The organism is Paenibacillus sp. JT31N17 (genome assembly GCF_056269255.1).
Map to the genome: position 1 here is coordinate 449981 of NZ_JBWDNP010000003.1, position 20953 is coordinate 470933.

Annotated in this window: 20 protein-coding genes and 1 riboswitch; of the genes, 13 read left to right on the forward strand and 7 right to left on the reverse strand. The window is 51.9% G+C overall.

The features are described from left to right. Positions 1-47: 47 nt before the first annotated feature. From AC0YOB_RS13880 to AC0YOB_RS13905, 6 genes are all read left to right on the forward strand, one after another. The gene (locus tag AC0YOB_RS13880) at positions 48-584 is read left to right on the forward strand and encodes a hypothetical protein (RefSeq protein WP_475793290.1); all 537 of its coding nucleotides are present in this window, start codon (positions 48-50) and stop codon (positions 582-584) included. Then, a complete protein-coding gene (locus AC0YOB_RS13885) occupies positions 577-2103 on the forward strand; it encodes an AAA family ATPase (RefSeq protein ID WP_475793291.1) in 1527 nt (508 codons plus the stop codon). The genes AC0YOB_RS13880 and AC0YOB_RS13885 overlap by 8 nt, the downstream gene beginning before the upstream one ends. 137 nt (positions 2104-2240) lie before the next feature. Further along, entirely contained in the window at positions 2241-3107 is an 867-nt protein-coding gene (locus AC0YOB_RS13890; RefSeq protein WP_475793563.1) for a 3-hydroxyacyl-CoA dehydrogenase family protein, read from the forward strand. Beyond that, on the forward strand, positions 3104-4309 hold the full coding sequence (locus AC0YOB_RS13895) for an acetate kinase (RefSeq protein WP_475793292.1): 1206 nt from the start codon (positions 3104-3106) through the stop codon (positions 4307-4309). Before AC0YOB_RS13890 ends, AC0YOB_RS13895 begins: the two co-directional genes overlap by 4 nt. Positions 4310-4346: 37 nt before the next feature. After that, on the forward strand, positions 4347-5642 hold the full coding sequence (asnS, locus tag AC0YOB_RS13900; protein ID WP_475793293.1) for an asparagine--tRNA ligase: 1296 nt from the start codon (positions 4347-4349) through the stop codon (positions 5640-5642). 63 nt (positions 5643-5705) lie between these two features. Further along, positions 5706-6392 (forward strand): DnaD domain protein, encoded by a 687-nt coding sequence (locus AC0YOB_RS13905; protein ID WP_210041327.1) that lies wholly within the window; start codon positions 5706-5708, stop codon positions 6390-6392. Between the two features lie 79 nt (positions 6393-6471). Here AC0YOB_RS13905 and AC0YOB_RS13910 read toward each other — a convergent pair whose 3' ends face one another. Genes AC0YOB_RS13910 through AC0YOB_RS13920 form a run of 3 tightly spaced genes read right to left on the reverse strand, consistent with a single transcriptional unit; the run spans position 6472 to position 9884 of the window. Then, positions 6472-7110 carry an acetyltransferase gene (locus AC0YOB_RS13910; RefSeq protein ID WP_475793294.1) on the reverse strand — a complete coding sequence of 213 codons (639 nt, stop codon included), beginning with the start codon at positions 7108-7110 and terminating at the stop codon, positions 6472-6474. Further along, the gene (locus AC0YOB_RS13915) at positions 7058-8221 is read right to left on the reverse strand and encodes a DegT/DnrJ/EryC1/StrS family aminotransferase (RefSeq protein ID WP_475793295.1); all 1164 of its coding nucleotides are present in this window, start codon (positions 8219-8221) and stop codon (positions 7058-7060) included. The genes AC0YOB_RS13910 and AC0YOB_RS13915 overlap by 53 nt, the downstream gene beginning before the upstream one ends. Next, positions 8214-9884 carry a glycosyltransferase gene (locus AC0YOB_RS13920; RefSeq protein ID WP_475793296.1) on the reverse strand — a complete coding sequence of 557 codons (1671 nt, stop codon included), beginning with the start codon at positions 9882-9884 and terminating at the stop codon, positions 8214-8216. The genes AC0YOB_RS13915 and AC0YOB_RS13920 overlap by 8 nt, the downstream gene beginning before the upstream one ends. A gap of 292 nt (positions 9885-10176) precedes the next feature. Here AC0YOB_RS13920 and AC0YOB_RS13925 point away from each other — a divergent pair, with 292 nt between their 5' ends. Together AC0YOB_RS13925 and AC0YOB_RS13930 are read left to right on the forward strand one after the other, a co-directional pair. Then, positions 10177-11433: an FkbM family methyltransferase gene (locus tag AC0YOB_RS13925; RefSeq protein ID WP_475793297.1), complete on the forward strand. Its 1257-nt coding sequence runs from the start codon at positions 10177-10179 to the stop codon at positions 11431-11433. After that, positions 11430-12515 carry a glycosyltransferase gene (locus AC0YOB_RS13930; protein ID WP_475793298.1) on the forward strand — a complete coding sequence of 362 codons (1086 nt, stop codon included), beginning with the start codon at positions 11430-11432 and terminating at the stop codon, positions 12513-12515. The genes AC0YOB_RS13925 and AC0YOB_RS13930 overlap by 4 nt, the downstream gene beginning before the upstream one ends. A gap of 73 nt (positions 12516-12588) precedes the next feature. Here the strand turns inward: AC0YOB_RS13930 and AC0YOB_RS13935 are convergent, their stop codons facing one another. From AC0YOB_RS13935 to AC0YOB_RS13950, 4 genes are all read right to left on the reverse strand, one after another. Continuing rightward, on the reverse strand, positions 12589-13272 hold the full coding sequence (locus AC0YOB_RS13935; RefSeq protein WP_475793299.1) for a glycosyltransferase family protein: 684 nt from the start codon (positions 13270-13272) through the stop codon (positions 12589-12591). A 1-nt stretch (position 13273) separates the two neighbouring features. Next, the gene (locus tag AC0YOB_RS13940; protein WP_475793300.1) at positions 13274-14914 is read right to left on the reverse strand and encodes a glycosyltransferase; all 1641 of its coding nucleotides are present in this window, start codon (positions 14912-14914) and stop codon (positions 13274-13276) included. Between the two features lie 5 nt (positions 14915-14919). After that, positions 14920-16065: a glycosyltransferase gene (locus tag AC0YOB_RS13945; protein ID WP_475793301.1), complete on the reverse strand. Its 1146-nt coding sequence runs from the start codon at positions 16063-16065 to the stop codon at positions 14920-14922. A 78-nt stretch (positions 16066-16143) separates the two neighbouring features. After that, positions 16144-16554, reverse strand: coding sequence for a hypothetical protein (locus AC0YOB_RS13950; protein WP_475793302.1), 411 nt, complete (start codon positions 16552-16554; stop codon positions 16144-16146). A gap of 227 nt (positions 16555-16781) precedes the next feature. Continuing rightward, a riboswitch (TPP riboswitch) is annotated at positions 16782-16893 on the forward strand. A 180-nt stretch (positions 16894-17073) separates the two neighbouring features. Between AC0YOB_RS13950 and AC0YOB_RS13955 the strand changes: the two genes are divergently transcribed. The 5 genes from AC0YOB_RS13955 to AC0YOB_RS13975 are packed head-to-tail and all read left to right on the forward strand — an operon-like array spanning position 17074 to position 20882. Then, on the forward strand, positions 17074-18144 hold the full coding sequence (locus AC0YOB_RS13955) for an ABC transporter substrate-binding protein (RefSeq protein WP_475793564.1): 1071 nt from the start codon (positions 17074-17076) through the stop codon (positions 18142-18144). Between the two features lie 50 nt (positions 18145-18194). Beyond that, positions 18195-18497 (forward strand): thiamine-binding protein, encoded by a 303-nt coding sequence (locus AC0YOB_RS13960; RefSeq protein WP_475793303.1) that lies wholly within the window; start codon positions 18195-18197, stop codon positions 18495-18497. Beyond that, positions 18487-19257, forward strand: coding sequence for an ABC transporter permease (locus AC0YOB_RS13965; protein ID WP_475793304.1), 771 nt, complete (start codon positions 18487-18489; stop codon positions 19255-19257). The genes AC0YOB_RS13960 and AC0YOB_RS13965 overlap by 11 nt, the downstream gene beginning before the upstream one ends. Positions 19258-19266: 9 nt before the next feature. After that, positions 19267-20070, forward strand: a complete 804-nt coding sequence (locus AC0YOB_RS13970; RefSeq protein ID WP_475793305.1) for an ABC transporter ATP-binding protein — start codon at positions 19267-19269, stop codon at positions 20068-20070. Continuing rightward, a complete protein-coding gene (locus AC0YOB_RS13975) occupies positions 20067-20882 on the forward strand; it encodes a TatD family hydrolase (protein ID WP_475793306.1) in 816 nt (271 codons plus the stop codon). Before AC0YOB_RS13970 ends, AC0YOB_RS13975 begins: the two co-directional genes overlap by 4 nt. Positions 20883-20953 lie beyond the last annotated feature (71 nt).

A 20953-nucleotide genomic window follows, 5' to 3' on the forward strand; every position in this document is an offset into this window, starting at 1 on the left:
GATAGATACAAATATATCATATCGTTCGGCAAAGGAGGCTTCATGCCATGAAAATTAAATGGATTCCCACTTTAATTACTGCTGTATTATCAGCATGCTTGCTTGTCGGCGGCTGGTATATGTACAGAAATATGGCAACTGTCAAACCATTTGAGCAGATTCTGTCGCAAATCCCCGGCGTAACGGAAGCAAAGCCGGACATTAATCAAAATAGCGTAACCGTTGAACTGACGCTGGACAAGAATGCCGATGTCAGAGAGGTCTATGACAAGATCACCAGTGAAGGAAAATCCGTTATTGGCAGCCGCGAGCTTCGTCTTCAAATTAAGGAGGGCACCAATCAGGACAAGTTAAACGATGTATGGTCCTCCATGCTCTTCGGAATTGCCCAGGCGATGGATCACCGCAACTATGCGGATATTCCTAAGACGCTAAAGCAGGCAGAGCAGCGGTTCGACGGCATTCAGGCTGTTTCGGAAATGGATAACGAGAATGTTTATATTACGTTGAAAGACGGCGACTCCGTCAAGCATGTCGTTCTGCCGAGAGCGCCGGAGCAGTTGGGAGCGTGGCCGAATGCGTAATTATATCAAGGAAATAGCGCTTGGTTTTTTCCCGGTTCTGATTTTATTTTTGCAATTTATTGTAGGTCTGAATATGGTTCCTCTTGTGTTTTTTATGGCTTTGGTCATCGGTTTGTTGTATGTCGTGCGTTCCCGCGGCAATTTGGCAACGATCGGCGGCGAGCGCAAAAGCAAGCCGAGAGCGGCTGCGCCCCTTTCTTTTGACGAAATCGGAGGTCAGGAAAGGGCCAAGCAGGAGCTCGTCGAGGCGCTTGATTTTCTCGTGCAGGAAGAGCGGATATCCAAGTTCGGAATTAGACCGCTCAAGGGTATCCTGCTTGCAGGGCCTCCCGGTACAGGCAAAACGCTGCTTGCCAAAGCGGCCGCAACCTACACCGATTCTGTCTATGTTGCAGCTTCGGGCTCCGAATTCGTGGAGATGTATGTGGGTGTCGGCGCCAGCCGGATCCGCGATTTGTTCAAGGAAGCAAGGCAGAAGGCGGCCAAAGCCGACAAGGGAAGCGCCGTTATTTTTATCGACGAGATTGATGTGATCGGCGGCAAACGCGACGGAGGTCAGCATAAGGAATACGACCAGACGCTGAATCAGCTGCTGACGGAGATGGATGGCATTCATACGGCCGACAAGCCGCGTATTCTCTTAATCGGAGCGACGAACCGCAAGGAAACGCTGGACAGCGCCCTGCTCCGTCCCGGACGGTTCGACCGGCATATCACCGTCGATCTGCCCGACAAGAAGGGCCGTGATCATATTCTGCGGATTCATGCCCGCAACAAGCCGCTGCATGACGAAGTGAATCTGGGGAAGATTGCGGAGGAATCGTTTGGTTTCTCCGGCGCCCAGCTTGAGAGTGTTATGAATGAATCGGCCATCTACGCGATGCGCGAGGAGAGCGAGGCTATCTCCCAGCGCCATCTGTCGATGGCGATCGATAAGGTGATGATGGGCGAGAAAACGGACCGCGAGTCGACCAAGGAGGAGCGGGAACGCGTCGCGCTTCATGAGCTTGGGCATGCCATCGCCGCAGAGCTGGTGCGGCCGGGAAGTGTATCGCAGGTAGCGCTGTCCCCAAGGGGGCAAGCACTCGGTTATGTGCGCCACAATCCGCAGCAGGACCATTATCTTTATACCCAGGAGTTCCTTGAAGGTCAAATTATGATCGCGCTGGGCGGGGCTGCGGCGGAAGAGTTATTCTATGGCGGCCGCAGCACAGGCTCGCGGGGCGACTTTGATCAGGCGATGAGCATCGTCCGGTCGATGGTGGAATCCGGCCTGACGGAGCTTGGCATCATAGACGGGTCCATGATGACGCCTGACCGCTGGGCGACCATCACCAGATCGATACTCGACGAGCAGATGGACAGGATCAAAAAGATGCTTGCTGAACATAAGAAGGTTTTCCTGCATTCGCTTGATGTTCTTGTTGCCGAAGAAACGCTGGGCGGGGACCGCTTCCGCTCCCTGCTTCAGGATAACGAAGCTGCATCGGATGAACGCGACCACATGAGTATGGCCTAAAATTCATATTGAGAAGACGGACTTAGGGTCCGCCTTCTTTTTTTGCGCAAAAACGTTATAATTAAGATGATACCGATTGGCACGCTCACAAATTGCTCCTGAAAAAGAAGCATTGCTGGAGGATGACATAATTGATTATGCGTAAAATAGGTGTTGTAGGCGCCGGTACCATGGGTCAAGGCATTGCCGAAATGCTGGCTTTCCATGGCCTTGAAGTTTATCTGACTGAGCATTCGGAAGAGAAACTGTCGCAGGCGCTGCTTCAGATTGAGCAGAATCTTGATCGCCAAATTGAGAAATGGGCGCTGACCCAGGCGGAGAAGAAGCTGGCGCTGAACCGGATTCATCCTACCGGTGAGCTGGCCGAGCTGGCGGGATGCGAGCTTATCATCGAGACGATCACCGAGGATCTGGAAAGCAAGAAAATGATTTTTGAGCGGCTTGATCAGCTCTGCGGACCTGAGGTTATTTTGGCCAGCAATACGTCAACGCTCAGCTTGACGGAGCTGGCCAGTGTGACCCGATATCAGCAGCGCGTCATAGGCATGCATTTTGTCTATCCGGTTAACCGGACGGATCTGGTGGAAATCGTGCGCGGGTTGAAAACCTCGGATGAAACCTTCACGCAGACCAAAGATTTTGTTGAGCATGTCATTCAAAAGAAGGGCATCATGGTATTCGAATCACCAGGGTTCGTTACCACCAGGCTGATCTGCCTGTTTATCAATGAGGCGCTTCATGTACTGGAAGAAGGCGTCGCTTCGGCCGAAGATATCGACAGCGCCATGAGAATCGGCTATGCCTTCCAGAACGGCCCTTTCGAGATGGCTGACCGGTTTGGCCTTGATGCCGTGCTGGCGGCGCTTGAACGGATGTTCCGCGAATATGGCGAGCTGAAATACCGCCCTTCCATCGTACTCAAGAAAATGGTGCGCGGAGGCCAGCTCGGTGTAAAAAGCGGCGCAGGGTTTTTCAACTATGATAAGGATGGGATCAGGCAGTGATTATACTTGTTATGAACGCAGGCAGCTCCTCGCTGAAATATCAATTGTACAATATGGTCAATGAAGCGGTGCTTGCTCACGGCAGCGTGGAGCGCATCGGAATGGATTCGTCGATCATCACCCATGAAACGGCCGGCAAGCCGGAGACGCGGGACGTCAGCGAGATTCTCGATCATAATGCGGCTGTGAGGAAGGTCAGCGAAATGCTGACTCATCCTGAGCATGGGGTGATCCGCTCCCTGGACGAGATCAAAGCCGTAGGCCACCGGGTAGTGCATGGCGGTGAGAGCTTCAAACAATCGACCCTGGTTACGCAGGAGGTCAAGCAGGAAATCCGGCGGCTGTTTGATCTGGCGCCTTTACATAATCCGCCAGCCATGATGGGCATTACGGCGGTGGAGACGAATTTGCCGCAAGTGGCGCAGGTCGTCGTTTTCGATACTGCTTTTCATCAGACAATGCCGCAGGAAACCTTCCTTTACCCCATCCCGATGGTGCTGTACCGCCGTCATAAGATCCGCCGTTACGGGTTTCACGGGACGTCCCATAACTATGTCAGCCAGCAGGCGGCTGTGAAGCTTGGCAAGCCTCTGGAATCCTTGAAAATGATCACCTGCCATATTGGAAACGGGGCCAGCTGCGCCGCTATTATGAATGGACGCTCTTACGATACAAGTATGGGGCTGACGCCGCTTGAAGGCTTGATGATGGGGACGCGCAGCGGAGATCTGGACCCGGCTATTGTGCCATTCACGATGAATAAGGAAGAGCTGACCTTGAACGAAGTGAATTCCATGCTCAACAAGCATAGCGGACTTCAGGCGATCAGCGGCATCAGCAGCGATATGCGGGAAATCACGGAAGCGATGAATGAAGGCGACAAGCAGGCGAAGCTGGCTTTTGACATGTTTACCTACAGGCTTCGCAAATATATCGGGGCTTATGCGGCGGGGATGAACGGATTGGATGTTCTTGTATTTACTGCAGGGATCGGAGAGAATTCGGTTGCTGTCAGGAAAGCGGTGTGCGATAATCTAACTTTCCTGGGGATTGAGCTGGATGACGGGCGGAATACAGAGCGGAGCAGGGAAGCCCGCTATATATCGGCAGAGAATTCGCGAGTGAGCGTGCTCGTTGTTCCCACGAATGAGGAGCTTCTGATCGCACGGGATACCTATCAATTGGCGAAGCCGCTTGCTTGAGAGAGGCCGCTTCCGCTACAAAGGACGGGATAAATAGATGAGAGCATTAACGACGATTGGACAATTGGCCCAGCATACCGGCGAATCGGCATGGATCGGCTGCTGGCTCGGCGGCAAACGCTCCAGCGGCAAAATCCAGTTTTTGCAGCTTCGCGACGGCACAGGATATGTGCAGGGCGTTGTAGTCAAAAGCGAGGTGCCGGAAGAAGTGTGGACAGCAGCCCAGCAGCTGACGCAGGAGAGCTCGCTGTATGTAAAGGGAGAAGTGCGTGCGGAGCCGCGGAGTCCGTCCGGCTATGAGCTGACCGTGCAGGAAATCGAGATCATCCAGCTCACGCAGGATTATCCGATTACCCCGAAGGAGCATGGGGTCGACTTTCTGATGGACCGCCGTCATCTGTGGCTGCGCTCCACCAAGCAGCGGGCGATTCTGGTTATCCGTGCCCAGATCATCCGGGCCATTCAGCAGTTCTTCGATGAGCGCGGGTTCACTTTGGTGGATCCGCCGGTGCTGACGCCGTCGTCATGCGAGGGTACGACGAATCTGTTTCATACCAAATATTTTGATGAAGACGCTTATTTGACGCAGAGCGGCCAATTATATATGGAAGCGGCGGCTATGGCACTCGGCAAAGTGTATTCCTTCGGTCCGACCTTCCGGGCGGAGAAATCCAAAACGCGCCGCCATCTGATCGAGTTCTGGATGATTGAGCCGGAGATGGCATTTGTCGACCATGAGGAGAACCTGCGCGTCCAGGAGCAGTTTATTGCTTATGTCGTGCAGTCGGTTCTGGTGAACTGCCGCCGGGAGCTTGAGACGGTGGGACGCGACGTCTCGAAGCTGGAAGCCATCCAGGCGCCTTTCCCGCGCATTACGTATGACGAGGCCATCAAGATGCTGAACGATCAAGGCTTTGAGATTCCCTGGGGCGAGGATTTCGGCGCACCGCATGAGACGGCTATTGCCGCAAGTTTCGATCGTCCGGTATTCATCACCCATTATCCGACCTCTTTCAAGGCTTTCTACATGAAGCCGGATCCAAACCGGCCGGAGGTTGTGTTATGCGCCGATATGATTGCTCCCGAAGGATATGGGGAAATTATCGGCGGCTCGCAGCGGATTGATGATCCGCAGCTGCTGGCGGAGCGCTTTGCCGAGCATGAGCTGTCAACGGAGGCCTACCAATGGTACCTGGATCTTAGAAAATATGGGACGGTACCCCATTCGGGCTTCGGGCTCGGGCTGGAACGGACGGTAGCCTGGATCTGCGGGCTGGAGCATGTCCGCGAGACGATCGCGTTCCCGCGCACCCTTTACCGATTATATCCTTAACTATATTGCTGACGACCGGTTCCAGCAGGCGGAATGACAGGTTGCAGGGCTGGAGGGCGACCTTTGAAAAATGAAATGTGGAAAGCATACGCCCGGGGAATGGCCGCCGCTATGAACAGCGGCGGCGTTGTTGTCCCTGCCGCGTTATTGCGCTCTTATAAGGCCATCGGCATTTCCGATGGCGATATGCTGCTGTTTATACAATTGATGAGCTTCAGGCAGCTGGAGCAGATTGATTTTCCCACCCCGGAGCAGCTGGCCGAGCGGCTCGGGACAAGCTCCAAGGCGGTGGGGCAGCAGCTTGGGAGATTGATGAAAGAGGGACTGCTGATGATTGATGAGGATATGGACCCCATCAGCGGTATTCCGTCGGAGCGCTACAATTGGAACGGACTTATAATCCGCTGTGCCGAATGGCTTGCTGAGGAAGCCAAGCAGGCCATTCAGTCGGACCGCGGAAAGCGGCGTTCGGCCGCAGCGAAATCAGCAGATTTGTTCTCGGTGTTCGAGCAGGAATTCGGTCGTCCGCTGTCTCCCATGGAATGCGAGACGATCAGCGCCTGGCTGGATCAGGATCATTACGCGGAAGAGCTGATTCTTTTCGCCTTGAAGGAAGCTGTGTTTGCGGGCAAGCTTCATTTCCGCTATATTGACCGCATCCTTATCGAATGGAGCCGCAACCGGGTGACCAACACGGATGAGGCAAAAGCGCACACCGCAAAATTTCGCGGCGGCCGCGGTTCATCGTAACCGCGGGTCGTCTCATCTTCAGAGCTAGCGGCATGAACGACGTTCGTTCATGCCGTTTTCTTTTTATCCGGGAGTTCTGTCAAGTTGACACATTTTTCTTCCATACAGCCGGCACACCGGCATACAGGGCCGATTCCCGGCAATCATCTTTTACAAAAGCGCCCCCGCCGATAACGGACCATGCTCCGATCTTGATCTTCTCGCGAATTGAAGCGCCGGTACCGATATAGACGCCTTCTCCGACGGTGACATTGCCGCTGATATTGGCACCGGGAGATACGGTCGCATAATTACCCAGAGATGAATCATGGCCGATTGTGCTGCAGCGGTTTACAATGACATGGCTCCCGATCTCAATGTTCACGGTCAAGACTGAACCTTCGCACAGAATGCTGCCGGTTCCGATACGATTCCTCTTGGAAATTCGCACTGCGGGATGGATAAGCGGAGGTGCGGGATCAAAGCCGGCTGCGATTGTTTTGTCTGCGAGCCTTCGTTTTAACGCCGGACTTCCTACGCCTGCAATAACAATTTGGATGCGCTCCTTAAGATGACCGATGTCGCCAAGATCGCCGAGTACAGGGTGATCGTCCACAATGATCCCGCGCATTTCCGGACGTTCATCGAGGAAACCCATAACAGGAAGCCCAAGCTGATCGCATAAATCAAGAACCTCCCTCGCTTGGCCCCCGCATCCCCATATAACGAGCTCTTTCAACGTTATCGACCTCCCGAACGATCCTTTCCACATGCCCGGCGTCCATTTCTTCCCATAGGGGCAGGCTCAGGATGCGGCCGGCAATTTGTTCTGTCATATCGAGCGGCCCTGAAGGGCAATGTGCAAACATGGTCTGACGATGGCAGGCGGGGGAGAAATAAGTCCGGGATTGCACCCCTTGACCGGCAAGTCCCTTGACATAATCCGTATTGCATTGGTTTTCGGGACAAAGCACAGGCAGAAAAGAGGATCCGATCCCCCCCTTTACTTGCTGAGTGCGCCAGCCTCTGTTCATTAAGCCTTTTTGGTCCATTTGCTCCAGATAAAGATTATACACCCTGCGTCTTTCCATGGTTTTGCTTGCAAACCTGTCCAAGGTGGATATTCCGACTGCTGCAGCGAATTCGGGCAGCTTGCCGTTCATTCCCGGCATAGTCGATTCCCGGTTATCGGAAAATCCGAAGTTCGCCGCCTTCCGTATGTCGGCGACCAGCTCCGCATCGGCACTGTATACGAGACCTCCCTCTCCGATGCCAAATGTTTTGGTGGCGTGAAAGCTGTATATCACAGCACCTGTGAAGCCTCTGCCGAAATGACCATCAGGGCAGGTGGAGCCCATGCTTGCAGCCGCATCGACGACTACGGGAATTCCTTTTTGCTGCCAGTATTCGTATGCGGACAAATCCATGCAGGTGCCGAACGCGGCATAGGGGACGATAACGGCAACCTGGTTGGAAAGTCTGTTGATTGCTTCCTCGAGCCGATTCTCATCCATACACCAGTCGCCGGGCCTGATATCCACAAAATAAGGCTCCAGCCCGCACCACATGGCGGCAAGCGGAGCCGCCGGAAACGTGAAGCTGGGCATCAGGGCAAATTTTCCTCCGGAGCGCTTGCAGCGCGAAATGGCCAGCATGAGCCCTGTTGTGGCATTATTGACGGTAGTCAGCTTGCCGGCATCATCAAACAGCTTGGATAATAGCCGCTTCTCGAATCGTTCGTTCAGCGGACCATAATTGCTGTAGATCCGGGAGAGGTCCATTTCAGCAAGCAAATCCAGATAATCTTCTTTTTTGACCAGGTTGGGTTTTAAAAAGGGGATTTCAGTCATGTCTGAAGATCCTTTCCTCATTTTTTTTCACGACGTACAAGTTATCCGACTCCGATAATCCAACCTTTTTCGCTTCCTCGATCCCATAGGCGGCAGACAAGTTGAAGAGCCTAACGTCAAACCCGGCTCCCATCAGCCGTTCCACATAATCTTCCTTTGCATACAGCCGAACGTGATCGTCCTGTCCGAATAAGGCGCGTCTGCCTTCGGGTGTCGAAACGGTTTCATCCTCCAAAGTCCGCTCCAGATTCAAGGCTATCGGTACCTGAACAAGTCCCCAACCTCCGAGCTTCAACACCCGGTGAAGCTCCTGCATCGCGATTGTATCGCTGGGAATATGCTCAAGAACGTGGCTGCATATAATGGCGTCGAAGCAGTTATCAGGGTAGGGTATGGATGTAATGTCCATATCCTCTATTTCCTCGTCGGTTGGCTCCAATTGGCCGTATGTGCTTTCGATATGCGGGTACTGCTTGAGCCAGCGGCGTAAATTGGGCTCCGGAGCGATGTGCAGCAATTTATGGGGACGAAGCAAGAGTTCGGTTTCCCTCTCGATATACTCCCGAAACAGCCGCTCACGGTCCAAAGAATGGCATACCGGACAGAGAGCGGTTTCTTTATTCCACATTTCATACGCGATACCGGGAGAATCAAAGTGATCCGGCCATGGAAGAAAGGCATTGAACTTCTGCCGGCAGAATGCACAGACATGCTTTGCGCCAAGAGGCCGGACGATCGCCCCCATACAAGACGCGATCGTGGATTCAATGGGATGGCTCTGCAGCATCTCCTCACGGCCGGCATCGATTACCGATTGCAAAATATAGGTGGAATTCCGCAAATAGGAAAGCAGCGCGCTCTTGAAATCCCGCTCGGAAGGTATAAAACCATTTGCCCGGGTATCTTGAATAAGCTGAAACCACTGCTCCACAGAGGGAAGGATCATCCCAAGATCGTTCTGATTTTGCGAGGAATGCTGACGAAAACAGCTTAAAGGCTCGGCGAGGTATACGGCGTTTCCTTTGCCCAGAAGATGCAGCCAGGAAGCCAGGTCGTTAATGCATACATATTTATAGCCCTGATAGTGTCCGAACTTTTCAGTTAAATCATGTTTTCGGAATAGTACAGTTGTCGGCTCGCCGATAATGTTCAGGCCGTTCAGCAAGCAATAATTGCCAAGCTCCTTGCCGCTCATAAGGATGTCCGCTTGCGAGATTCGAGCCGTACTGACGATGTCCGGCAGCGTTTCTCCGTGTTCGTCTATTCTTTTTCTGTAAGAAGTAACGAGCGTCACATCCGGCCTGCTGATAAGCCAGCGAGCCATTTTCTCTATTTTTTCAGGATGAAACAAATCGTCATCGTTCAGAAAATTGATGTATTCTCCGGATGCCAGCTCCAGACACCGCAGGAAATTGTCTTCTCTTAAATTTTTCTCGTTGCGGAAGTATCGGATTTTGGAATGCTTGGATAAATACGGCTTGATCATATCCTGAACTCCGTTATGAGAACTGTCGTCGCAAATGACGATTTCCGTATATGGATAGGTTTGATTCAGCGCGCTCCGCAGTGCAAGCTCCAGGAGATGCGGCCTGTTATAAGCAGGAATCAAGATACTGACAAGCGGCAAACCTGTACCAGGCATCTCTTTCTCCTTCTCGATCATCCGATTGAAGCTCCTTTGCATAATTTTTTTGGACATTCTTCTGTTAAAAAAGTGTATGCGTGAGAGGCATGAATGGAAACTCATTGATGTAAAAATTGGCGATAGCAGGGGATCGCCGATAGGTGCATACCGTTTCCGCGGAACATTGCCTGTCATACTCTGATTCAGGGGGACTAACGCGTACGGGTAAGCCTATTATTTGAAAGGTTGTGAGCTTGAAGCGATGACGGATAATGCCGAGTCAGTGGAAAGAGCTTTAAAAGAAGGGCTTATTGCAGACAGCAGAAACGGAATGCATTTGTATAAGCTCGGCGTTCTCTGCTATTATCTTGGACGTTTCCAGGAGGCTGTGTACTATTATGCAAAAGCGGTCGAAGTATCTCCCGATCCGAACCTCGGGAGAAAGTGGAATCAGGAGCTGCTCGAGGCAGAGCGTTCGGTTCAGTATGATGCGGGGAAGGGAGCCTGCAAACCCGCAGATTTTTTGGACTCGCTGGTCATAGAGCTGCTGGAAAATTCGGCCAATGAGCATTTCTATAATATCGATATCGAACTGTTTGAATTGATGCACGTTCCTCCGTCGGATGCGATCGTTGTCAATACGGTTCAGGAACAGACAGGCATCTTGAAACATCTGACCGGGATTTCCAGGCTCTATGCTCTTCTGGCCGACCAGCCCTCGCGTGATCTGCTCGTCAAGCTGATGGCATTCCGCATATTGGGCAATAAAAAAGTAAAGCTGCCTTTAAACTCGCCCGCGTATTGGAGCAGCAGACAATTTGTAAGGAAATTGGGCAGGGCTGGGGACACAATCAGGACCCATTATCATCAATGGGATTTGCAGCGGTTTGATTTGCATCCATTGGGCTATGAGCTTGAGCTGTATGGTTTATCGGTCGGCTTGAGCGCCACGTTCGCTGAGAAACAGTATGAATATGCAAATCCGCCTTTTCGAATCAAAGCTGGCCCTGGCGATATTGTAATTGACGCCGGCGGGTGTTTCGGAGACACGGCGCTTTATTTCGCGCATGAAGTCGGGGCTGAGGGTCATGTATATACAATTGAGTTCATACCGAGCAATTTGAAGATTATGGAACGCAACCTGTCCATGAACGCGCAGCTTCAAGATTGTATTTCAATCGTGGATCGTCCTGTCTGGAGCCATTCGGAACAATTGCTGTATTATGCGGATCAGGGACCGGCCAGTTATGTTTCGTTTAACAGAATTCCGGAGGCCTGTGAAGAGACGTTGACTCTATCAATCGACGATCTGGTCCGGGAACGAAGTATTCAAAAGGTCGATTTTATCAAAATGGATGTCGAAGGCGCCGAATTGAACGCCTTGAAGGGAGCCAGGAAGACGTTGGAGGCGTTCACTCCAAAGCTGGCCATCACCCTTTATCATCAAATAAGCGATTTCGGGGATATTGCACAATATATTGACGACTTGCAATTAGGCTACCGCTTTTATTTGGGACATTATACGATCTATGCGCAGGAGACGGTCCTCTTTGCGGTATCTCCCGGATTGGAGGAGAGCGCTCCATGACAGCAGAAGGGCAGGATTCTTCTTATCTATCCTCTTCGCGCCGTCTGGCTGTGATCGATACCAGATTCCCATGGAAATTGAGCGGGTTCCGTTATTGGGAAAGCATGGAGCTGTTCAGCCAAAAACCGGATACGCTTTTCTTTGCGGCTGAACCGTTTGATGACAGCTTTCCCGCCCCTGTGTATCCCTTTTCCGAATTTACCCGGATTGCGGCATCGGAGGGCATTACCGATGTTTATTGTGTTTTTCTAAACCTTACATTAAGCTTGTTGGGCAAGTGCTTTCTGCCGGATGGAAGCTACATGCCTGGCTCGAATCCGTACTGGAACATCAAGCCGTTTATGGATGAACGGAAAATCAGACTCCATACGACGATATATCCCGGGGGAGGGCTTGTCCCATGGACACAAGCGGAGTTTCTGCGCATCGCGGCCCGGCATAGTTCGACGGTGTTCACAAATATAGAGGAAGTGCTGAAGGCTGTTCCGGGGAGTCTGTACCATCCGGTTGTCATTAATACCGATTTGTATAACTATTCGGAGAAATCCATCAGCTCCCCGATACAATTAACTTTCTGCGCTTATAATTCCGTAAGAAAAGGATTTCCTTTATTAGCCGAGGCCTTCAACGGGCTTCCGGATGGGTTTCATTTGAATCTGGTGGGCGACTGGCATGATCATTTGCATTTGCTGAAGAATACGAGCTATACCTGCTATGGGGTATTAAGTCCGGAAGAATTAAAATCCGTTTACGAGAAAACGCATGTATTTCTGAACTGCAGTACGGTCGATCAGTTTGCCTTGGACGGGTTTCCCACAACGGCGGCTGTCGATGCGATGTCGACCGGCTGCATTCTGGTTTCGACTAATCCCCGGAATGACCGGTTCAACCTCGAAGCCGGCGTGGATTTTATCGAAGTGGCGCCAAGCGGGCAAGCCTTTGTCGATGCGCTCCTATGGATTAAGGCGAACTTCGGGGAGGCATTGGGAATTGGAATAAGCGGGTCCCATAAAATCAAGAAAAAGTTTGACTCCAAACAGATTGTGAAATCCAAGCTGTCCCATATTTTCAGAGAAAATTAAGCTGTCTGCCCATAACGGCGAAGCCGGTTTATCCATGAAGGAGACCGGCTTCGTCGTTTGTCATGCAGTATCGTCATGTTCGCTGTTCCGGGTGGAAATAATTCAGACAAAATATTTTCCTGTCTTGACGATAGGATTCACCGAGGGGCGTGATGTCGCAATCATGCCAGCACCATGGATCTGGTTGATAAGGAACGGCGACTTGATAACCGGCACGGAGAAACTCCATGCATTGCGAGGTATCATAGAAATGCCAGCCGCCGAATAGATCCTCGCGCCACCGGATATCGTATTGCGTTGCCATCAGCAGGCCATCCACCGCTTGAACCCTTGTTAAGGCTCCATCAACCCCTCCCCAATCGGATAACACCGCTTTTCCGCTTATGGAGTCATAGATTTTCCCGACCTTCTCGGTTGTTTCCCACCAGACGCCGCTTACAGGAAGCGTTTTTGCGCCGACAACGCCAAGAAGCCCGATATCCGGGTTATTTTCAAACAAATTGATCAGGTCGATAAAAAAATTCCGGTGCAAAATGAGCACATCCAGGTGAAGATAGATCTTATACTTGGCATCGGTGCTGCCCATTGCCTGATTATAGCCGGCGGCCATACCTTCGGCTTGCCTCACGGCAATCGGTTCGACTGTGAACCCGGACGGGACCTTCAGTGCCGTAATGAATGTCAGACATTCCGCATATTTAGCTTCATTATTCACACAGCTGATGACGGCAATTTTCCGCGGGTCCTTACCGTTCATATCAGCCGATTTCCTTCAACAGTTTTTGGAGGAGCTCCTCCTTGGAATCAAAGATCCCGCTATCGACCAGAATGTCAGCGACGATTGAAGCGGTTTTCGCGGGAAAGACAAGATCCTGTCCGATAACTTCGGCCAAATCCTGTTCGCTTACATCATGCTGCCGGAACATTTCAACCAGTGCCTTACGGCTATCCTCCATTTCAATATCCCATTCGATCCGGCGGACTACGGATTTCAGCCTCTCATTGGCTTCAGTCCGTGATGATGTGATTAGCGGCTGTTTCTTATAGGCTTTCACCAAATATTGATACGTACGCCATTCTTCATGCATCTCGCTGCCCAATAGACCCGCCATGTTCTCCATCCATGTCTCGTCTTCCTTCGAAGGCTGGATGATGTTGCGGCGAAACTGCAAGTAGGCATAGCCGGTTCCGGCGAATAAGCGCTCAATGCCGGAGCGGGTAAAGAACCGAAGATGCGTCACGTCCAGAAGCCCTCTGTCCGTATAATTCCATTGCCCCTTCAGCAGATCGCGGATAATCGAATAATGGCCGACGTTCGGAATGCTGGCCAGCAGTTTGCCTTCTTCTTTCAGAAGCGGAAGTACCTTCTGGACAATATTCCAGGGTTCCATTAAATGCTCAAGAACATCCGCACAGATGATATAGTCAAAATAAAGCCCGGGATATTCGATATCCATTGTTTCGATATTTCCGGTGCGGACCTTTGCTAATCGGGAAGCAATATCAGCTGCGCTCGAATTCAACTCGATCCCGTGCAGCTCGGCATTCGGATACCAATTTTTAAGCTCGAGCAGCGTAGCTCCGCAGGCGCAGCCGATTTCAAGCACCCGTAGCGGCTCCGCTGAAGGATCGTCGAGAAGCTGTAATATTTCATGACGGATCAGCAGGGAATATTCCGGGCTGAAGCCCCATTTCTCATTAAACTTCTGGCTATTGGTTTGCATAAGCCCGTAATAAGCCTGCGGGTCACCCCTGAATGAGGCGCTGCCTTCGTGATGGATGAATGTATCCGTGCAAATCATAAGCCGGTAGCCGGCATTGCGGATACGAAGACAATAGTCGTCGTCCTCGTAATTGCCTGGCGTGAACTGCTCATCCAGGAAGCCGACGGCATCGTAAACCTCTCGCTTCATCAACAGGCAAAAGCCGATCAGCTTGAGGCGTTCCTCCCATTTCGAAGGATCAGAACGGTTATATTGTTCGGCGAACGGGATCATCTCATCCAACGAGCTGTAAGGCACTTGAAGGGCCGAATAATAAGCGGCAGCGTTGGTGACGGGACCAACCGCGCCGACTTCTCCGCTGCTGTAAAGGCAGGCAAGAAGCTGGTCGAGCCATCTTGGCGTGAGCACCGTATCATTGTTGAGCAGGAGCAGATTCTCTCCCGTGGCCAGCTCCATCCCTTGGTTGCAGCCTTTCGGAAAACCGAGATTTTCTTGATTATAGATGACCTTAAGGTCCGGTTGATCTTGAAGCCACTTCACGGTTCCGTCGTACGAGCCGTTATCGACCACAATCAGTTCATAAGCATCCGGCGGCGTAAATGCCCGTATGCTCTCTATGCACTTCTGTGTATAAGGGAGTCCGTTACATGTCAGGACTATGATGCTCGTCTTCACGGGGATCATCCGCCTCCTTCGTTTTTAATTGCCGCCGTTTCTGCCGCAGCCTTGGTTTCTGCAGCTTTCAGTGACCGGAGAGCGCCTTCCAACTGGCTTTTGTTGGCAAGCAGATTCGCATCGCCCGGCAAGTATTCAAGAGCTTTTTCAGTATGTTCGTAGGCTTTGTCCAGCTGACCGAGCTTCCCGTAACAGATTGCCAGCTGCACGTGCGGCGCCCAGGTCCAGCATATTTTGTTCATTAATCCGAAATGGTTCGGGGGCATTTCCCGTGCGAGCGCCATCTCATACCAAAATATGGCCTTCTCGTAATCGCTGTGCTCCTCGTGCCAATAGGCAATTCTGCAGCAAATATCCGCGCGGGGGAGGTCATACTCGAAGGATTTGAGCAGGCTCTGCAGTTCCTTCTTCGCATCGCCTTTTGCATGATAACAATGCGCAAGCTGTCCGCAGGCTGCGTGGTGGTCTTCAAAATAATCGACTTCTCTCCTTAAGAAGGATTCATAGCTGTCAATCGCCTCATCCCAGCGTTTGTGATCCATGAGCTCATTAGAATAATAGAAATGGACCCGGGCGCTCATGTTCCCCTGTTCTTTGCGGATCGTTTCTTCCAGTATCGAAATATTCCGAAGCGGGTCTTTATGCTCGCGCATAGGCGCGTGGGTAACTTCGATGCCGGAAGACAGCGCCTTGCCGTCGACAACGAGCACTTCATGTACAGGGTTGACCCATTGAAAACTGCGCGCACGTTTAACCAGCCGGTTGCGGCGTGTAAACAGCTGGGCATTTCCCTGAAAGTCCCGGGACAGGACGTAATCCATCAGGACCGTATCATAATCGGAAGTCAGGCCGGCTTTCAATTTCAGGAATGCCTGACGGTCCTTCTCCAGCAAAACATCATCCGCATCAAGCCAGCAAATATAATCCTTGGTAGCATGGCTGAAGGAAAAATTGCGCGCGGCGGCAAAATCGTGAATCCATTCGAAGTCGTATATATGATTCGTATACCTGGATACGATTTCTTTCGTATGATCCGACGATCCGGTATCGACGATAATAATTTCGTCCATCAAATCCGCAATCGAATCGAGACATCGTGCGATTACCTTCTCTTCATTACGCACGATCATGCATAAACTGACCGAAATCAATTCAATTCACCCTTTCCAGTGCGTAAATAGGTAAAAAATGAAGCTACACGGTCTAGGCCGTATAGCTTCTTTGAAGAATTAGACCGTTGAAGAGGCAATTCCCCAGAATACTTCGGGGCCGATCCGTGATACACCAACGGCGAGACTGTTTATAAAAGCAGAGTAAGTCGTTTGTGCAGCAGCGGGTGCCAATAGGTCTTGTACGGTAAAGCTGCGTGTATTAGCGCCTGCAATACCGGCTGTGAAGATGGCGGAATAAATAATGGTGTCTGTAATCAAGGTTCCGCGAACAACCTGGACAGCAACGGTCGAGCCTGGAGCAGTAGCGCTAAATCCGATTGTTCCTGTCAGATCCACAATCGGGTTCGCTACGCTGCGGGTTTGCAGACCAACAACACCGAACAATACCGGAGCTGCTGTAAGCGCAACGTTGATGGAGCCGGAAGCATTTGCATTCATCGAGCTGCGTTGATCAAGAAAAGTTCCCATGCTGATTTCCCCCTTTCCTCGTAGATCTTACATGCTATTCCAAGTTCTCCGTAATGGAGTAGGCCAAGAATGGCCTCTATTTGCGGATTTTATGAGACTGATAGGCAAACTGTTGTTAAATCACCCCAAGGCCCCCGTATATTTAACGGATCAAGCAACCAGTTATATGTCAACATTCAGGTGGCATTTTGCGCATTGTTTGCTATAATAGGAGGTGCGACATAACTGAATATGACATGGGGAGCTGGAGTAGGCCGGCTGAGAGGGGATACCGTTACAATCCCGACCCTTTGACCTGATCTGGATAATGCCAGCGTAGGAATTGCATTGTAGCAGCCCGTTTTTCATGGTTTTAAGTGAAAGCAGGGGGGCGGATTTTACAAAGCCGTTTACAAGCGTCTTCCATCGGGAGGGCGCTTTTTCTTATGGATAAATCAGGGTATGTGAAGATGTTGTCGCTTATTTGAACGATATTGGGGAGGAGCAGCGCAGATCATGGCAGTTAACAAACGGTTCACAATGGCAAAATGGGGAATAGCGGTGCTTGTCCTGCTGCTCACGCTTGCGGGCTGCGGAGCCAAAGAGAATAATACGGAGCAGGCAGACAATGCGGCGGGTACAAACAGCAGCGGTGCGGATGCGGACGGAGCCAGCCAGCAATCCGGCAACTCGGATGCCGGACAGACCGCTGCCTTAACGAAGGTGAAGGTGGTGCTAGACTGGACGCCGAATACGAATCATACGGGGCTGTATGTAGCCCGGGACAACGGTTTTTTCAAAAACCACGGACTTGATGTGGAAATCATCCAACCCGGCGAAGCCGGTGCCGACACAATGGTGGCCACGGGCGCGGCGGATTTCGGAGTAGGTTATCAGGAAGGGATTACACAAGCGCGGATTCAGGGTGTGCCGCTGGTTTCCATAGCCGCCGTCATCCAGCACAACACCTCGGGCTTCGCTTCGCCCGCGGACAAGAATATCAAGACGCCGACCGATTTTGAGGGTAAAACCTACGGCGGCTGGGGCTCTCCGGCCGAGGAGGCCGTCATCGATTCATTGATGCAGGAGCAGAAGGCGGATGCGGGCAAAGTGAAAATCGTGAACATCGGCGATGCTGATTTCTTCACCGCTGTGAAGAAAAACATTGATTTTGCCTGGATCTATTATGCCTGGACCGGCGTGGAGGCCGAGCTTCGCGGGGATAAAATCAACATGGTTTACTTGACCGATTACAGCGACAAGCTGGACTATTATACGCCTGTGCTGGAAACGAATGAGAAGATGATTGCCGAGCGCAGCGACATTGTAAAAGCATTCGTAGCCGGAGCATCCGAAGGGTATATCTTTGCGATCGATCATCCCGAGGATGCGGCGGAAATTCTGATCAAGGCGGAGCCGGATCTGAACGCCGATCTGGTCCGGGCCAGCCAGAAATGGCTCAGCCCGCGCTATCGGGATGATGCAGCCCGCTGGGGCGAGCAAAAACCGGAAGTATGGACGAATTATGCCGACTGGATGTTTGAGCATAAGCTGCTGGATAAAAAACTCGAGGCGGATAAAGCCTTCACAAATGAATTTTTGCCCGAATAGCCGATAAAGGCCGGAGGGAACTCAAAATAGCGAGAGGGGAAGGAAACGACATGGCAAACGCCTTATTAAGCATTCAAATACTGCCGCACACACCTGGAGGGGAAAGTGTCATCCCGTATGTGGACCGTGCCATCGAGATTATTAAAGCATCCGGCGTGCCCTACCGCGTGGCGCCGCTTGAAACGACGATGGAAGGGGAATTGAATCATCTGTTGTCTATCGTCCAGGAGATGAATGATGCGATGACCATAATGGGATGCCCATCCGTAATCTCACAAATCAAGGTGTACTATAATCCCGAAAGCGGCGCATCCATGGGCAGGCTGCTGGAGAAATATCCAGATGGTCAGTAAGCTTCGCAAATATGGGCCTCCTGTAATTGTATTGGCTGTTTTTATTGTGTTGTGGCAGGCGGCGGTGGCTGTTTTTGATATCGAGCCCTACATTCTCCCGTCTCCGCTTGCGATTGCGTCCAACACAGTCACGGAGGCGCCGCGTCTGTTTCATCATACGCTGTCAACGCTGGGCGTAACTCTGCTCGGCTTTACGGCAGGAACGGCGGCGGGCTTCATGCTCGCCGCTTTGCTGCATCTTATACCGGGAGCCAAAGCCGGTTTCTACCCGCTGCTCGTTCTGACCCAGAATGTGCCCGTTATCGCACTGGGATCGCTACTGGTGGTATGGTTTGGCTTTGGCATACTCCCACGGCTCATACTGATCATGCTCGTCTGTTTCTTTCCCGTTGTTGTAGCCATGCTTACGGGACTTACGCAAAGCGATCCCAAGCTGGTCGACTATATGAAGATGATCGGTGCGTCCAAGAGCCAGCTGTTCTGGCGCCTGGAGCTTCCCAACGCCGTATCCTATCTGTTCTCGGGCCTGAAAATCGCCGCTTCCTACAGCGTGATCAGCGCAATCTACGCCGAATCGATTGGCGGAAGCGAGGGACTGGGCAACTTTATGCTGGTGTCCCAACGGGGCTGGCAAACGGCTAATGTATTTTCCGCTATCGCGATCATTGTCGTTCTGAGTCTCATTCTGTTTGGAATTATCAGTTTGGCTGAGCAAATACTGGTGCGCGGAAGCAGGCGCAAACCCGAGAAAGGAGCGTGACATTACCTAATGACCCGGAATGCGCTTGAGCTGAAGGCCGTATCCAAGCGATTTAATGAAGGAAACTCTTCCAAGCTTGTATTGTCCGATGTGACCTTTCATGTGAAGGAAGGTGAATTCGTCTCGTTAATTGGACCATCCGGCAGCGGGAAAACGACTCTTTTTCAAATTATTGGCGGACTTGAGCGGCCTTCTTCAGGAGAGATCCGGATTGACGGCCGAATCAGTCTCGGCGAGCGGGGCAGAATCGCTTATATGCCGCAGCAGGCTGCATTGCTGCCTTGGCTGACCGTAACGGGCAATATTGAGCTTGCTTTATCCATAGCGGGCATCCCCCGCAGAGAAGGTCGGACCCTGGCAAAGGATTGGCTGGAACGCGTCGGTCTAAGCGGATTGGCTGACTCATATCCTCATGTCCTCTCCGGAGGCATGCAGCAGCGCGTTTCGTTCCTGCGTGCTTTGCTTTCCCCTCAGCCCCTGATGTGTCTGGATGAGCCTTTCGGTGCTCTGGATGCGCTGACCAGATTGCAAATGCAAACCTGGCTCCTGTCCCTGTGGGAGGAACACCGCCGGTCTGTCCTGTTTGTCACTCACAGTATTGAAGAGGCGCTCCTGCTCTCGGACCGCATCATTGTGCTGTCGGCTTCTCCGGCCGTCGTTCTCCGGGAAGTTGCGGTTCCTTTCCCGCGCCCGCGCAGCGGGGAGCAGCTGTGGAATGAACCGGTATTCAATGCCATGAAGCTGGAAATTTATGAGCTTCTCAAGCCGGATGGAACGTTTGAGAGCAAGCGCAAGGAGGAGGCTATGCATTGAAAGGGAATACCGGCTTGAACGAAGGCTTGTATATCGATGCGCATGTGCATGTGGATTTATATGCGCCGGAGGAACGGGAGAGTTTGCTGAATGGAGCTTTCCACAACGGAATTGCCGCAGTCGTTGCCGTATCCATGCATCTGGATTCCTGCAAAATAAACCGGGAAATTGCCGCAAGGCATCCGGGAAGAGTGATTCCGGCTTATGGCTTTCATCCCGAGCAGCTTCTTCCTGGCGAGGGTCAGCTGCAGGAGCTTGTACAATGGATCAGAGAGCGCCATCTGGCCGATGAGGTTTTTGCAATCGGGGAGGTTGGGCTGCCTTATTATTCGCGTATGGAAGCCCGTGAAGCGGGATTGGACTTTGATGAGAGTCCTTATCTGCTGGCGCTTGATCAATTTGCCGTTCTGGCTGCCGAACTGGACCGTCCGGTCGTTCTGCACGCGGTCTACGAGGATGGAGACAAAGCCTGCGATATTCTGGAGAAGCACGGCGTCCGGCGAGCGCATTTCCATTGGTTCAAAGGCTCCGAAGCCACTTTGGAGCGGATGCGTGCAGCCGGCTACTTTCTGTCGGTAACACCGGATGTGCTTTATGAAGAAGAAATCCGGCAGATGGTGAGCGCTTATCCCATTGAACTGATGATGACGGAAACGGACGGTCCCTGGCCGTTCGAAGGTCCTTTCACCGGGCAAATCACCAAGCCGGCCATGGTACGGGACGTGGCTATGGCAATCGCCTCCCTGAAAGATTTACCTGTCGGTGAGGCAGCTTCCATATTGCTTCATAATGCACGGGATTTCTATAGCTAATCCAACGGAGCGGATAAGTTTGGATTAAATTTTTGCATAAAAGCATCGCCAAGAGGAGAAAACAAGAGGGA